Source organism: Streptococcus cuniculi, assembly GCF_004570575.1.
In the GTDB taxonomy this organism is placed as follows: Bacteria; Bacillota; Bacilli; order Lactobacillales; family Streptococcaceae; genus Streptococcus; species Streptococcus cuniculi_A.
Map to the genome: position 1 here is coordinate 24,584 of NZ_SPPD01000010.1, position 15,019 is coordinate 39,602.

The following is a 15,019-nucleotide window of genomic DNA, read 5'->3' on the forward strand; positions in this document are numbered from 1 at the left end:
ATTAGGAAACATGACGAAGAAACTCGGGAGAGTTTGCTCCGCAAACTTCTATTTCCCGCCTCCAGAGGTATACTTATACCTTTGGAACTAGGAATATTTGCCACATCTGTAACTAGCTAAAGCTGAAACAGGTATGGCTATTTTTCGCACAGTGCTTAGCTTGAGTTCAATTATATAAGACGAGTTAACGAAGTAGTAATTGGGCTCTATAAAAATAGAAACGAAATGACCATAGTTGAAAGTGCTACTGTATCAAAGCTAATCCAAATGACCGTAAAAACTCTCAAATACTAAAAAATATGATATAATGAAGAGTGTTGCTCATGAAACATCAGAGCCTTTCTACCGTAGGAATCATTGATGTTTGAGAGTATCCGTAAAATAGAAGAATAAAGTGAGAATACGATGAATTTAAAAAATTATATTGCTTCAATTGAAAATTATCCGGAAGAAGGAATTACCTTCCGTGATATTAGCCCTTTAATGGCCGATGGAAATGCCTACAGCTATGCGGTTCGTGAGATTGTGCAGTATGCGACGGATAAAAAGATTGACATGATTGTAGGACCTGAAGCGCGTGGCTTTATTGTGGGCTGTCCAGTTGCTTTTGAATTGGGCATTGGCTTTGCCCCTGTTCGTAAGCCGGGCAAATTACCGCGCGAAGTGATTTCAGCGGACTATGAAAAAGAATACGGCGTTGATACCTTAACCATGCATTCAGATGCGATCAAGCCTGGACAGCGTGTCTTGATTGTCGATGACTTGCTTGCAACAGGTGGAACCGTCAAAGCAACCATTGACATGATTGAACGCTTGGGCGGTATTGTAGCAGGCTGTGCTTTTTTGATTGAGTTGGATGACTTGAAAGGTCGCGAAGCGATTGGCGATTACGATTACAAGGTCTTGATGCACTACTAATTATAGTTTGAAACTATAAGAATTACTATTTTTATTCTAATTGAACGGCATAGCCTCCTGTTATATAATGTAAAAAAGGAGGAGTGAACGATGCCGATTAAGTTAGAAAAATCCTTACCCGCTGTTGAACAATTAAAAGCAGAGAATATCTTTGTCATGGACGATGACCGTGCCAGTCACCAAGATATTCGCCCCTTAAATATCTTAATTTTAAATCTTATGCCGCAGAAGATTGTGACCGAAACGCAGTTGTTGCGCCTTTTGGCAAATACTCCCTTGCAACTGGAGATTGACTTTCTCTACATGACGAGTCACCGTTCCAAGACGACACAGGCGGCTCACATGGAGAAATTCTACCATACTTTTGAGGAGGTCAAGGACCGGTATTTTGACGGCTTGATTGTCACGGGAGCGCCTGTTGAAAATCTAGCCTTTGAAGAGGTGGATTACTGGGAAGAGTTGCTCGCAGTCTTTCAATGGGCAAAGAGTCATGTCTACTCAACGCTCCATATCTGTTGGGGAGCGCAGGCGGGACTCTATGCCCGCTACGGAATTGAAAAGCACAGCCTGACTCGGAAGCTGTCAGGGGTCTATTGTCAGGAAGTAGTCGATGACCGTAATCCTTTAATGAGGGGCTTTGATGATGAATTTCGCTCACCCCATTCGCGCCATACGGATATAAAAGTGACAGATATTGAGCATTTGGACAATCTTCATGTCTTGGCGCAGGGAGCAGAAGTAGGGCTTTCTATTGTGGCAAGTAGTGATTTGCGTGAGGTGTATAGTTTTGGGCATTTGGAGTACGACCGTGACACACTTGCCAAAGAGTACGAACGGGACTGCCTAGCTGGTCTAAACCCTGCTCTTCCCGAGCATTATTTTAAGGGAAATGACCCGACAGCTCGTCCAGCCCTGTCATGGAATTTACCAGCAGCCCAGTTTTTCACCAACTGGATCAACTACGCTGTCTACCAAGAAACGCCATACGACTGGAAAATCTTTGAGCAGTCAGCCTTGTCAGCCAGTTTGTAATCTTCTATAAACTTCAGCATCTGTTTTTGCTATATCTGACTAAAAAAGCCGGACTTGAGCTCTGCTTCCAACCGTTCAGCAACAAGGTCAACAATTGATTTGTGACGAGGAGAAAGAGGAACGATGAATTATTTACAGCAGTTTCAGAAAGGCTATCTGGTCTTGCCACCAGATCTGCTCTTTCATTTTAAGGACTTATTTCCTTCAGCCGATGACTATGTCGTTTGGCAATTCTTCTTTTATCAACATACCAGCAATATCGATGGGCTAGCGCCTAGCCAGATTGCTCAGGCTTGCGGTAAGACCATTTCTGAAATCAATCGGTCGATTGAACACTTGCAAGAAGCAGGATTGCTGGATTTTAAGACCATCAATCTCTCTGGGGAAATCGAGATGATTTTTGATGCCTCACCTGCCTTGGAAAAGCTAGATGCTCTCTTACAGCCTAAGAAATCAGAAGAGGAAGCGCAGCCAATTTCCTATGATTTGAAGCAATTAGTGGCGGATTTTGAAGCGGAATTGGGTAGGTTGCTCTCTCCGCTTGAAATTGAAGATTTGCAAAAAACGCTGAAAGATGATCAGACAGCGCCGGAGTTGGTGCGAGAAGCCTTGCGGGAAGCTGTATTTAATAACAAGACAAATTGGAAGTATATCCAGGCTATTTTACGAAATTGGCGTCGTGAGGGAATCACGACAGTGGCACAGGTAGAGGCAAAGCGGGCTGAACGAGAAGGTCAGCAACCTCGAAATGTCACAGCATCAGCGGATTTCTTGGAAGCTATGGATTATTGGAAAGAGTAGAACATGAATCAGAAAATCTCAAAACGATTGGAAATGGTGGCGCAGTTTGTACCACAAGATGCTCGTTTGGTAGATGTAGGGAGTGACCATGCTTATCTCCCTCTTTTTTTGGTAGAAAAGGGTGTGATTTCCTATGCCATTGCAGGGGAAGTTGTCCAAGGTCCCTACCAATCAGCCCTGCAAAATGTAGCGGATTCCCGCTATAAGGACCGCATTGAGGTTCGCTTGGCAAATGGCCTAGCAGCCTTTGGTGAGGCTGACCAGATGACCACAATCACGATTGCTGGTATGGGCGGACGATTGATAGCTGACATCTTGGAGGCTGGAAAAGACAAGCTCGGTCAGATTGAACGGCTCATTTTACAGCCCAATAACCGTGAAGATGATGTGCGGACATGGCTAGAAGCACATGATTTTCAGTTGATTGCTGAAAGTATCTTAGAGGAACATGGCAAGTTCTATGAGATTTTAGTTGCAGAGCAAGGTAAGCAATCCTTAACTGCTAAGGAAAAGCGTTTTGGACCGCATCTCTTGAAAGAATCGTCCCCAGTTTTTCAGCAAAAATGGAATCGGGAAGTTGATAAATTACAACATGCCCTCGCACAGATTCCTAAGGAACATGAGCTAGAACGCGCCCGCCTACAAGAAAAGATTCAGCACATCAAGGAGGTACTCGATGTTAGCAAGTAAAGTCATTGAACGGTATCAGGCCTTTTGTCCTCCGAGCCTGTCTATGGAGGGCGATGTATCAGGCTTACAGATTGGTACCTTGCAGAAGGACATTCAGACCGTTATGGTATCGCTCGATATTCGGGAAACAACAGTCGCAGAAGCGATTGACAAACAGGTTGACTTGATTATTGTTAAGCATGCACCGATTTTTCGTCCCATTAAGGATTTGGTGGCAGATAACTTGCAGACGAAAATCTATCTGGACTTGATTCAGCACGATATTGCAGTCTATGTCAGCCATACGGACATTGATGTGGTGACAGGTGGTCTAAATGATTGGTTTTGTGAAGCCTTGGACATCACAGATACAGACTATCTTCACGAAACGCAGGTAGGTCAAGGCATCGGTCGCATTGGAACTGTGGAGCCGCAGACCTTGGAAGAGTTGGCACTCAAGATGAAGAAAGTCTTTGGCTTAGATGCTGTTCGCCTCGTAACGTATGGGCATCAGGCCCAGCAATATGTGGAGCGCGTTGCAATCTGCGGAGGAAGTGGCGACAGTTTCTACAAGGATGCACTGGCAAAAGGGGCAGATGTCTACATTACAGGTGATGTTTACTACCATACGGGGCAAGAAATGCTGACCCAAGGTCTTCTAGCGATTGATCCGGGACACCACATCGAAGTGTTGTTTGTGGAGAAAATTGCCCAACGATTGAAAGAATGGAAACAAGAAGAGAACTGGGACATCACGATTGAGGCCTCAACTGTGTCGACCAATCCATTTCGTCATCTATAGACCGAGCAACAGGTGACAGCTCGACTAAAAAATGGTAAAATAAAGCAAATAAGATTGAAAGGTTTTTGCAACTATGAAAGGTATAATTCTTGCAGGAGGTTCTGGGACACGTTTGTACCCATTGACCCGTGCTGCATCCAAACAATTGATGCCCATTTACGATAAACCAATGGTTTATTATCCCTTGTCAACTCTCATGTTGGCAGGTATCAAGGACATCTTAATCATCTCCACACCGACAGACCTACCTCGTTTTGAGGAAATGTTGGGAGATGGCTCTGAACTTGGTATTTCGCTTTCTTATGCAGTTCAACCAAGTCCGGACGGTCTTGCGCAAGCCTTTATTATTGGGGAAGAGTTCATCGGTGACGACCATGTTGCCCTCATCTTAGGGGACAACATTTATCACGGAAATGGCTTGACCAAGATGCTTCAACGCGCAGCAAGCAAGGAAAAGGGAGCGACTGTCTTTGGTTATCAAGTAAAAGACCCAGAACGATTTGGTGTGGTCGAATTTGATGCGGATATGAACGCGATTTCAATCGAGGAAAAACCAGAAACACCTAAATCAAACTTTGCGGTGACAGGGCTTTATTTCTACGACAATGATGTCGTTGAGATTGCCAAAAACATCAAACCATCTCCTCGTGGTGAACTAGAAATTACTGATGTTAACAAGGCGTACTTGGAGCGTGGTGACTTGTCTGTCGAGTTGATGGGACGCGGTTTTGCTTGGCTTGATACAGGTACGCATGAGAGCTTGTTAGAAGCAGCCCAGTACATCGAAACCGTGCAACGCTTACAGAACGTTCAAGTGGCAAACCTTGAAGAAATTGCCTACCGCATGGGCTACATTACCAAAGAGCAGGTCTATGAACTCGCTCAACCACTGAAGAAAAATGAATACGGACAATACTTGCTCCGTCTGATTGGAGAGGCTTAATGACTGAACAATTTTTTGATAAAGAGCTAGCTTGTCGCGAAATTGAGGCAATTCCAGGATTATTAGAGTTTGATATTCCTGTCCGCGGTGACAACCGTGGCTGGTTTAAAGAAAATTTTCAAAAGGAAAAAATGGTGCCGTTAGGTTTTCCAGAGAGCTTTTTTGCAGAAGGAAAATTGCAAAACAACGTCAGCTTTTCCCGCAAACATGTCTTGCGTGGGCTTCATGCAGAGCCGTGGGATAAGTATATTTCTGTTGCAGATGGCGGAAAAGTGCTCGGCTCTTGGGTGGATTTGCGCGAGGGTGACACCTTTGGTAATATCTACCAGACAGAGATTGATGCTAGCAAGGGAATCTTTGTACCACGCGGGGTAGCAAATGGTTTCCAAGTTTTGTCAGATACCGTAGCATACAGCTACTTGGTCAATGACTACTGGGCATTGGAATTAAAACCTAAATATGCCTTTGTCAACTATGCAGATCCAAGTTTGGGGATTCAGTGGGAAAATCTTGAGGAAGCAGAGGTATCTGATGCAGATAAGAATCATCCACTGCTCAAGGATGTCAAGCCGTTGAGAAAAGAGGACTTGTGAGATGTACGATCGCTTTTTAGAGATTGCGAAGGTATTAAATGAGCTAGATATCGTCCCTCTACTGATGGGATCGGTTGGCTTAGAGCAACGATCAGGTCGAAGTTGGTCAGCCCGTGATTTGGATATTCACGTTCCAAGTGACCCTAGAGGCTGGGAGGCGCCAGATGAGGAGAGGATCTATCGGGCAGATGAATTGTTCGCCATGATGGAGCAACTCGGCTATGCCTTTGTGGATCGCCATGAATTTGCCTTTCAAAAAGGGGACTGTGTGGTAGAATTTGGAGGTCTCTCTTCGCTCCCGACATTTGCGGGAATTCCTCCAGAGGAATTAGAAGAAATAATCGATGGTGACGTTCGCTACTATTTGCCTACCTTGGAGCAATATTTAAAGATTTACCAAGCATCCTCTAAAGATAGCTATCGTAATGACAAGAACAATCAAAAAGATTTTGCCAAAATCGCTTACTTGGAAGAAGTCTTACAAACATGAGTTGATTGGCAATGAAAAAAATAGTACTGGAGAAATCATGTCTGAATTTAAAAATATCATCGTTACAGGTGGGGCTGGTTTTATCGGCTCAAACTTTGTACACTATGTCTATAATAATCATCCAGATGTCCATGTGACCGTCTTGGATAAGTTGACCTACGCGGGAAATCGTGCGAATCTTGTGGAGATTCTCGGTGAGCGTGTGGAGCTAGTCGTTGGGGATATTGCAGATGCTGAATTGGTGGACAAGCTAGCCGCAAAAGCAGATGCCATTGTTCACTATGCAGCTGAAAGTCACAATGACAACTCGCTCAATGATCCAAGTCCGTTTATCCATACCAACTTTATCGGGACCTATACCCTTTTAGAAGCAGCTCGTAAGTACGATATTCGCTTCCATCATGTTTCAACAGATGAAGTGTATGGAGATCTTCCGCTTCGTGAAGATTTGCCAGGTCATGGGGAAGGGCCAGGTGAGAAATTCACCGCTGAAACCAAGTACAATCCAAGCTCGCCTTATTCATCCACCAAGGCTGCGTCTGACTTGATTGTGAAAGCATGGGTGCGCTCTTTCGGTGTCAGAGCAACCATTTCCAACTGTTCAAATAACTACGGACCTTACCAGCACATTGAAAAATTTATCCCACGCCAGATTACCAATATTTTGAGCGGTATCAAGCCAAAATTATACGGGGAAGGGAAAAATGTTCGCGACTGGATTCACACCAATGACCATTCATCAGGTGTCTGGACCATCTTGACCAAGGGTGAAATCGGAGAAACCTATCTAATCGGTGCAGATGGGGAGAAAAACAACAAGGAAGTCTTAGAACTAATCCTAGAGAAAATGGGGCAAGCTACCGATGCTTATGACCACGTGACAGACCGTGCAGGTCACGACCTGCGCTATGCCATTGATGCAAGCAAACTTCGTGATGAATTGGGCTGGAAACCAGAGTTTACCAACTTTGAAGCAGGCCTAGAAGAAACGATTAAGTGGTACACAGACCACGCAGACTGGTGGCAGGCAGAAAAAGAAGCCGTTGAAGCCAACTACGCCAAGACGCAGAAGGTCATTAAATAAGGAGGCGAGGTATCCTATACAGGTGATAGGATACCTTTTTATGAAGATGTTACAGAAATGTTATTCGATATTTAATTATTCTCTTACAGTTGTGATGCTGCTGATAGGGCTATACTGGCTGGTGACGAGTAGTCTGGTGTTAGCAGGTGCGACACAGGTCATGCTCGCTTTGATAGTGATTTTGCTGGCATTTTTTGCTTTATTTCCTAGCCTATTTAAGGCGTGTTATCGTTTTCTGATGAAGTATAAGGTGGTTCTTTTGGTTTTTGCAATCATCTATCAAATTTTATTAGTTCTGGTAACCAACTTGATGATTCGATCGGATGCAGCAATGGTGTTTAGTGGTGCGACCCGTATTGTAGATCATGGGATTATTTCTCTTTATCTCTCGCGTTATCCCAATAATCTCCTGTTGTTCTTGTACGAACGCTTTTTCTACAATCTATTTTCAGAAAATGCAGTCTGGGTGATGCAGGGCTTCAACATCTTTTATGCCAATAGTGCGGGCTGGCTACTGTATAAGGTTGTCCAAAAACAATTTGGTCAAGGAATTGCAGACGGGGTATTTACCTTCTATTTATTTTTTATCGCCTTTACACCACAATTTTTGACTATGTATACGGACATCATGGTACTTCCAGTGATTGCTTTGCAACTCTATTTCATCTTTGAACTCTTTTATCCGCGACGTAAGGAGGTTGGAAAGGGAGTGCTCGCTGCTGTTCTATTTGCTCTTATCACGGCTATTGGCGTATGGCTGAGACCGACCTTAATTATTTTGCCGCTTGCTGTATTTTTGGTTCAGGCTTTTGTGCAAAATTGGAAATGGTACTTACAGGCTTTGTTTGTGTTTTTGTCTGTATTTATCCTTAGCTATAAGGGGTTGATGATTGTAAAAAATAGCCAAAAAGAGGTAGTCATTCACAAGGAATATAGTATTACAGCTCTAGCTTACATTGACCTTGGCTTGACCTATGTAGGGACAGATCAGATTGATTTTCAGACGGGCTTATCGCAGTTTGTCAGCGATGAGACACGCGTGGATGACAACTATGACGGTCGCTTTTCGAATGAAGTTGTCCTAAAAGACATTAAGCGACGGTTAGAAGAATATACCCTATCAACTTTTGTCGGGCATATCCTCTATAAACAAAATCTAACCATGCGAGACGGAACTCTAGGTTGGAATTATCAAGATGCTAGTAAGGAAGGATTTTACTATATCAATCCTCTCTATGCTAAAACAGAACATCACCCAATTGCCCAAAAAATTCGCAATTACCTCCTCTATACCGACCAGCCGACTTACAATTATTACCGTTACTTTATTCAAGTGGTCTACATCATTTTGATTATTGGTTTTGTCTGTCAATTTGTTTGGTATAGTTCAGATAGTAAAGCCAGTATGCTCAGTCTGGCAGTCTTTGGTGGGTTGCTATTCTTAATGATTTTTGAGGGTGGAAAGACTCGCTATTTGATTCAATTTTTACCGCAGATTCTTATCTTATCAGGGATAGGTTACGCTCAGCTGAATCAGAAGTTCAAGCAAAGGAGAAAAGATAGTGAGAGATAATCCAATCCTATATATTGTCATTCCATGTTACAATGAAGAACAAGTATTGCCTGAAACTTTTGCTCTCTTTTTAGCAAAGTTAAAACAGTTGATTGCAGAGAAAAAGGTGGCAACAACTAGCAAAATGATGTACGTTGATGATGGCAGTTCTGATAAAACCTGGGAATTGATTGAGAGTTACGCTCAAGATTCGCACGTGGTGGGAATTGCTCAATCTAGAAATCGTGGTCATCAAAGCACAGTTTTGGCAGGAATGATGGAAGCAAAAGAAGTAGCGGATATTGTCATTACGATTGATTGTGATGGACAAGATGATATCAATTGCATGGATGATATGGTAGCGGCTTATGTCAATGGAGCTGAAATTGTTTACGGTGTGCGGAAGGAACGTACGACCGATACTTTTTTCAAGCGTGCGACAGCAGAAGGTTTCTACCGCCTCTTGGAAAAATTAGGTGTTGAGATTATTTTTAACCATGCAGATTATCGACTAATGTCAAAACGCGCGATTGACGCTTTAGCAGAATTTTCTGAGGTCAATCTGTTTTTACGTGGTATGGTTCCGATGGTCGGGTTTACTTACGCCATCGTGGAATATGACCGCTTTGAGAGAATAGCAGGAGAAAGCCACTATCCACTCAGTAAAATGCTAGGCCTTGCCATTGATGGTATTACAAGCCTAAGTGTCAAGCCCTTGCGTTTTATCACTGGTTTAGGGGTGCTCACCTCTCTTGTTTCCTTTCTCTTTATTCTATGGACCATTTTTCGGTACTTTTTTGGCTTTACTGTATCAGGCTGGGCTAGTACCGTTATCATTGTAGCCTTTATTGGCGGTATTCAGCTTATCTCTACCGGCATTATTGGCGAGTACATTGGAAAAATTTACCTAGAAACCAAAAAACGCCCTCGTTACATTATTGAGAAACGAACAGATGATGAATACTAGACTATAACGTATATTGCTCTTTGGTTACTATTAAATTATCTAACATCAAATAAGGCACTTCTCTATTTTTTTGGTATAATAAAACAAGAAATGCAATAAAGGAGTCAATCATGATTTTAATTACAGGTAGTAATGGTCAATTAGGAACAGAGCTACGTCATCTTTTGGATGAACGTGGTGTTGAATATGTCGCAGCAGATGTGGCAGAAATGGATATTACCAACGCGGAAAAAGTAGCGGCATTCTTTGAAGAAGTCAAACCAAGCATCGTTTATCACTGCGCAGCTTACACAGCAGTGGATATGGCGGAAGATGAAGGAAAAGAATTGAACTATGCCATTAACGTGACAGGTTCTGAAAATATTGCAAAAGCTGCTGAGCAGTACGGCGCAACCTTGGTCTATATCTCAACGGACTATGTGTTTAATGGAGATTTGCCAGTTGGTCAAGAATGGCAGGTCGATGATCAGCCAGATCCGCAATCGGAATACGGTCGCACCAAGCGTTTGGGTGAAGAAGCAGTAGAAAACTATGCCAGTAAGTTCTATACAGTACGTACCGCTTGGGTATTTGGAAATTACGGGAAAAACTTTGTCTTTACCATGCAAAATCTGGCACAAACTCGCGACACCTTGACTGTTGTCAATGACCAGCATGGCCGCCCCACTTGGACGCGTACTCTGGCAGAATTTATGGTTCACTTGGTCGACACCAACCAAGCATTTGGTTACTACCATTTGTCAAATGATGCGAAAGAAGATACGACTTGGTTTGACTTTGCGACAGAGATTTTGAAAGATACCGATACCAAGGTATTGCCAGTAGATTCAAGCCAATTCCCTGCCAAGGCAAAACGTCCATTTAACTCAACCATGAGTTTGGAAAAAGCCAAGGCAACAGGTTTTACCATTCCAACATGGCAAGAAGCCCTGAAAGCATTTTATCAGCAAGAAACGAAATAGTGAAAGCGAGTTCTTCTCGCTTTTTCTATGTTTTTCACCTGTAATTATGGTATAATTATCTGATTATACTTTTTTAGAGTTTAGGATATTATGAGACACGTTTTTATTATTGGCAGTCGTGGATTGCCAGCCAAGTACGGCGGTTTTGAGACGTTTGTGGAGCAGTTGGTCAGCCGTCAAATCAGCACGAATATCCAGTATCATGTGGCCTGTTTGTCAGACCAATCTCATCATGAGCACAGTGATTACAAGGGGGTAGACTGCTTTACCATCAATCCTCCCAAGTTGGGCCCAGCGCGTGTGATTGCCTACGATATGATGGCGATTGGCTACGCCCTTTCTATGATAAAAAAAGAGCAGCTAGAAGAGCCGATTTTCTATATTTTGGGAAATACAATCGGTGCCTTTATTGCGCCGTTTGCTAAGAAAATTCATGCAGTAGATGGTCAACTGTTTGTCAATCCAGACGGGCTAGAGTGGAAGCGGAGCAAGTGGTCACGACCTGTACAAAGCTATCTTAAGTATTCTGAGAAGCTGATGAGTTGCCATGCAGATTTTGTGGTGACAGACAATGAGGGGATTGAAGAGTACATCCGTAAAGCCTACCCGTGGGCCAAGACGACCTATATTGCTTACGGGACAGATTTAGCGCCAACCAGCTTGACCAAGGACAGCCCTGTTGTACGCGCATTTTTTGACCGTTTTCAGTTGGTGGAAAAAGACTATTATCTGGTCGTTGGGCGCTTTGTTCCAGAAAACAACTATGCGACCATTATTCGGGAATTTATGACGTCTCATACTTCAAGAAAATTGGTTATTATCTGTAATCACGAAGGGATGGCTTATTTTGAAACCTTGAAAGCTGAGACCAGATTTGATACAGATGAGCGAATCTTGTTTGTAGGGACCGTCTATCAGCAGGAATTGCTGAAATACATTCGCCAAGAAGCACGCGCTTATCTCCACGGACACGAGGTCGGCGGGACCAACCCAGGCTTACTGGAGGCGCTTGCTCAGACCAATGAAAACCTGATTTTGGATGTTGATTTCAACCAAAAAGTAGCGGCGGGTACCGCCCGTTATTGGACCAAGCAAGAGGGGAATTTAGCGAATTTGCTAGATGATATCGACCTTCAAGAGGAAAACCAAGCTCTGGGTCAAGCAGCAAAAAAACGCATGGAAACTCACTATACATGGGCGAAAATTGTCGGCCAGTATGAGGACTTATTTTTACAATGAAAGTACATATCTTACTATCCACCTACAATGGTGAACGATTTTTAGCGGAACAAATTGAGAGTATACGAAAGCAGACCTTTCAGGACTGGACCCTGTTGATTCGCGATGACGGATCAAGCGACGGGACACGGCAGATTATCAGGGACTATTGTCTAAAAGACGAGCGAATTTTCTTCATCAATCCAGATGACACGTTAAATCTCGGCGTGATTCAAAGTTTTCACACTCTTTTAAAATATGAAAGAGCAGACTACTATTTCTTTAGTGACCAAGACGATATCTGGCTACCTCATAAGCTGGAAATCCAGCTTGTCGCTGCAACAGCCTGTAAGGTAGAAAAGCCCCTGCTCGTCTACACAGACTTGAAAGTGGTGGGACAGGATTTGGCTGTTATGTCTGAAAGTATGATCAAAACTCAGTCGGATCATGCCAATACTCAATTGGTACAGGAATTAACCGAAAATACAGTCACTGGTGGCGTTGCCATGATCAATCATGCCTTAGCAGAGCTCTGGACAGGGCGTGAGGCACATGCCCTGCTCATGCACGATTGGTACTTGGCACTTGTGGCTTCTGCTGTAGGCAATCTAGTCTACATTGATGATCCGACTGAACTCTATCGTCAGCACGAAGCCAATGTTTTGGGAGCAAGAACGCTCAAAAAACGCATACAGAATTGGATTCGTCCCCATGTACTATTTGCTAGATATTGGAAATTGATCAGAGATAGCCAGACACAGGCAAAAAATCTCTTAGCCCTGCCCTTAACAGCTACAGACAGAGCATTAGTAGAGAACTTTGTCACCCTCATGGAGGTGCCATTTGCAGAGCGTCTCAAGCGCCTGCGCACCTATGGCTATCGGAAAAATAAGGGATTTCATACCCTTGTCTTTACCAGCCTAATTCTGACAAAATTTGCCTATAAGGAGTAAACATGGATATTTTTTCCACAAAAAATCGTATTTTACTAAAAGAATTGATTAAAACAGACTTTAAATTACGCTATCAGGGAAGTATGATTGGCTACCTTTGGTCCATCTTGAAGCCTTTGATGCTCTTTGCTATCATGTATGTCGTCTTCATTCATTTTCTTCGCTTAGGAGGAGATGTTCCCCATTTTCCAGTAGCCCTTTTGTTGGGAAATGTCATTTGGTCCTTCTTTTCAGAAGCGACCAATATGGGGATGGTGTCCATCGTGACACGTGGTGATTTGCTGAGAAAACTCCACTTTTCAAAAGAAATTATCGTCTTGTCTTCGATTTTTGGAGCGGCGATTAACTTTTCGATTAACCTGATTGTGGTTTTGATTTTTTCGATTTTCAATGGGGTTGAATTTACTTGGACAGTCATCGTTGCCTTCCCCCTCTTTTTAGAATTATTCTTGCTTGCGACAGGGGTGGCTTTTATCCTATCGACCCTCTTTGTTCGTTTTCGTGATCTAGCACAGATCTGGGAAGTCTTTATGCAGGCAGGCATGTATGCGACGCCGATTATCTACTCGCTTTCCTTTGTGATGAATAAAAGCGTCCTAGCAGCCAAGCTCATCATGCTCAATCCCCTTGCTCAAATTATCCAAGATATGCGGTATTTTGTCATCGATCGGGCCAATATTCCTGTATGGCAAATCATTCAAAATAAGGCCATTGTCCTTATTCCTTACCTCATCCCAATCGTAGTCTTTGTGATTGGGGTAATAGTATTTAAGAAACATTCTAAGAAATTTGCGGAGATTCTCTAATGACAGACAAACAGATTGCAGTAAAAGTAGATCATGTCAGCAAATTTTTCAAATTGCCGACAGAAGCCACGCAAAGCCTGCGGACAACCATGGTCAATCGATTCAAAGGAATCAAAGGCTACAAGGAGCAGCATGTCTTAAAAGACATTTCTTTTGAAGTGGAAAAGGGTGATTTCTTTGGGATTCTTGGCCGCAATGGTTCGGGAAAATCAACCCTGCTCAAGATTATTTCCCAAATTTACGTACCCGAAAAAGGTTCTGTTACGGTAAACGGGAAACTCGTTTCCTTTATTGAGTTGGGAGTCGGCTTCAACCCAGAGCTGACTGGTCGTGAAAATGTCTATTTAAATGGGGCCCTCCTTGGATTTTCTCGGGAAGAAATCGATGCCATGTACGACGATATCGTCGAGTTCGCCGAGCTCCAAGAGTTTATGAATCAAAAATTAAAGAATTACTCAAGTGGTATGCAGGTTCGTTTGGCCTTCTCTGTTGCTATTAAAGCACAGGGAGATATTTTGATTCTTGATGAAGTATTGGCAGTGGGGGATGAAGCATTCCAACGCAAATGTAACGATTACTTCATGGAACGTAAGGAAAGTGGCAAGACAACGATTCTCGTCACCCACGACATGGGCGCCGTCAAAAAATACTGTAACAAGGCTGTTCTGATTGAAAATGGCCTTGTCAAAGCACTTGGGAATCCCTATGATGTTGCTAATCAGTACAGTCTTGATAATACGGTAACATCTGCCCCACAAGCAGCTGTTGAAGACGAACAAGTTGATGAAGTGCCACCAGTTCAATTGGAAGTGGAACATTTTACAGCTAAATTACTATCTCGTCCCAATATGACACCAACTGACGAATTTGAGTTTGAATTTTCTTATGAATTGTTAAAAGAACAGTCGACACACATTGCCATGTCTTTCGTTGATTTGGATACGAATGTTGGTTACTATAATGACAACTCAATGGATATTGCAATCCACAAAAAGGGCAAGCATGTTGTCCACTATCGCTGCAGTTTCCCTTATTTTAATCAAGCAAGGTTAAAATTAGTGGCAACGGTACGAGATGAACATAAGCGGGTCTTAGCTTTCTTGCCCGAGGAGAATACCCCCGTCATCTTTGTGGAACGAGAGAGGGATGAGATGCTGACTGCCTCAGAGCAAGATGCTGCAACAGGTTTGTTGAAGCGTAACGGTCAGTGGATGTAAAGAGGAATAAGA

General features: G+C 43.1%; 16 protein-coding genes. All 16 read left to right on the forward strand.

Annotated elements, in window-relative coordinates:
* Nucleotides 1–405 precede the first annotated feature (405 nt).
* The 16 genes from E4T82_RS07510 to E4T82_RS07585 all read left to right on the forward strand — a co-directional run bounded on the left by E4T82_RS07510 (nt 406) and on the right by E4T82_RS07585 (nt 15,007).
* Nucleotides 406–918, forward strand: a complete 513-nt coding sequence (locus tag E4T82_RS07510) for an adenine phosphoribosyltransferase (protein ID WP_135182232.1) — start codon at nt 406–408, stop codon at nt 916–918.
* Nucleotides 919–1,008: 90 nt separating this feature from the next.
* Nucleotides 1,009–1,950: a homoserine O-acetyltransferase MetA gene (metA, locus tag E4T82_RS07515; RefSeq protein WP_135182233.1), complete on the forward strand. Its 942-nt coding sequence runs from the start codon at nt 1,009–1,011 to the stop codon at nt 1,948–1,950.
* Nucleotides 1,951–2,073: 123 nt separating this feature from the next.
* Entirely contained in the window at nt 2,074–2,751 is a 678-nt protein-coding gene (locus E4T82_RS07520; RefSeq protein ID WP_135182234.1) for a DnaD domain-containing protein, read from the forward strand.
* A 3-nt stretch (nt 2,752–2,754) separates the two neighbouring features.
* On the forward strand, nt 2,755–3,441 hold the full coding sequence (locus tag E4T82_RS07525) for a tRNA (adenine(22)-N(1))-methyltransferase (RefSeq protein WP_135182235.1): 687 nt from the start codon (nt 2,755–2,757) through the stop codon (nt 3,439–3,441).
* Entirely contained in the window at nt 3,428–4,222 is a 795-nt protein-coding gene (locus E4T82_RS07530; RefSeq protein ID WP_135182236.1) for a Nif3-like dinuclear metal center hexameric protein, read from the forward strand. The genes E4T82_RS07525 and E4T82_RS07530 overlap by 14 nt, the downstream gene beginning before the upstream one ends.
* Nucleotides 4,223–4,295: 73 nt before the next feature.
* A complete protein-coding gene (gene rfbA, locus E4T82_RS07535) occupies nt 4,296–5,165 on the forward strand; it encodes a glucose-1-phosphate thymidylyltransferase RfbA (protein WP_135182237.1) in 870 nt (289 codons plus the stop codon).
* Nucleotides 5,165–5,758 carry a dTDP-4-dehydrorhamnose 3,5-epimerase family protein gene (locus tag E4T82_RS07540; protein ID WP_135182238.1) on the forward strand — a complete coding sequence of 198 codons (594 nt, stop codon included), beginning with the start codon at nt 5,165–5,167 and terminating at the stop codon, nt 5,756–5,758. Before rfbA ends, E4T82_RS07540 begins: the two co-directional genes overlap by 1 nt.
* Before the next feature lies 1 nt (nt 5,759).
* The gene (locus tag E4T82_RS07545; protein ID WP_135182239.1) at nt 5,760–6,248 is read left to right on the forward strand and encodes a phosphoribosylanthranilate isomerase; all 489 of its coding nucleotides are present in this window, start codon (nt 5,760–5,762) and stop codon (nt 6,246–6,248) included.
* A 37-nt stretch (nt 6,249–6,285) separates the two neighbouring features.
* Nucleotides 6,286–7,332: a dTDP-glucose 4,6-dehydratase gene (gene rfbB, locus E4T82_RS07550; protein ID WP_075098953.1), complete on the forward strand. Its 1,047-nt coding sequence runs from the start codon at nt 6,286–6,288 to the stop codon at nt 7,330–7,332.
* Between the two features lie 40 nt (nt 7,333–7,372).
* Entirely contained in the window at nt 7,373–8,905 is a 1,533-nt protein-coding gene (locus E4T82_RS07555) for a hypothetical protein (RefSeq protein ID WP_135182240.1), read from the forward strand.
* Nucleotides 8,895–9,851 carry a glycosyltransferase family 2 protein gene (locus tag E4T82_RS07560; protein ID WP_209304577.1) on the forward strand — a complete coding sequence of 319 codons (957 nt, stop codon included), beginning with the start codon at nt 8,895–8,897 and terminating at the stop codon, nt 9,849–9,851. The genes E4T82_RS07555 and E4T82_RS07560 overlap by 11 nt, the downstream gene beginning before the upstream one ends.
* Before the next feature lie 110 nt (nt 9,852–9,961).
* Nucleotides 9,962–10,813 (forward strand): dTDP-4-dehydrorhamnose reductase, encoded by an 852-nt coding sequence (gene rfbD / locus E4T82_RS07565; RefSeq protein ID WP_135182242.1) that lies wholly within the window; start codon nt 9,962–9,964, stop codon nt 10,811–10,813.
* A 90-nt stretch (nt 10,814–10,903) separates the two neighbouring features.
* Nucleotides 10,904–12,052: a beta 1-4 rhamnosyltransferase Cps2T gene (gene cps2T, locus E4T82_RS07570; RefSeq protein WP_135182243.1), complete on the forward strand. Its 1,149-nt coding sequence runs from the start codon at nt 10,904–10,906 to the stop codon at nt 12,050–12,052.
* Complete coding sequence (locus tag E4T82_RS07575; protein ID WP_135182244.1) at nt 12,049–12,984, forward strand: glycosyltransferase family 2 protein; 936 nt, start codon at nt 12,049–12,051, stop codon at nt 12,982–12,984. The genes cps2T and E4T82_RS07575 overlap by 4 nt, the downstream gene beginning before the upstream one ends.
* Before the next feature lie 2 nt (nt 12,985–12,986).
* Nucleotides 12,987–13,790 carry an ABC transporter permease gene (locus tag E4T82_RS07580; RefSeq protein WP_135182245.1) on the forward strand — a complete coding sequence of 268 codons (804 nt, stop codon included), beginning with the start codon at nt 12,987–12,989 and terminating at the stop codon, nt 13,788–13,790.
* On the forward strand, nt 13,790–15,007 hold the full coding sequence (locus E4T82_RS07585; RefSeq protein ID WP_135182246.1) for an ABC transporter ATP-binding protein: 1,218 nt from the start codon (nt 13,790–13,792) through the stop codon (nt 15,005–15,007). The genes E4T82_RS07580 and E4T82_RS07585 overlap by 1 nt, the downstream gene beginning before the upstream one ends.
* Nucleotides 15,008–15,019: the final 12 nt, after the last annotated feature.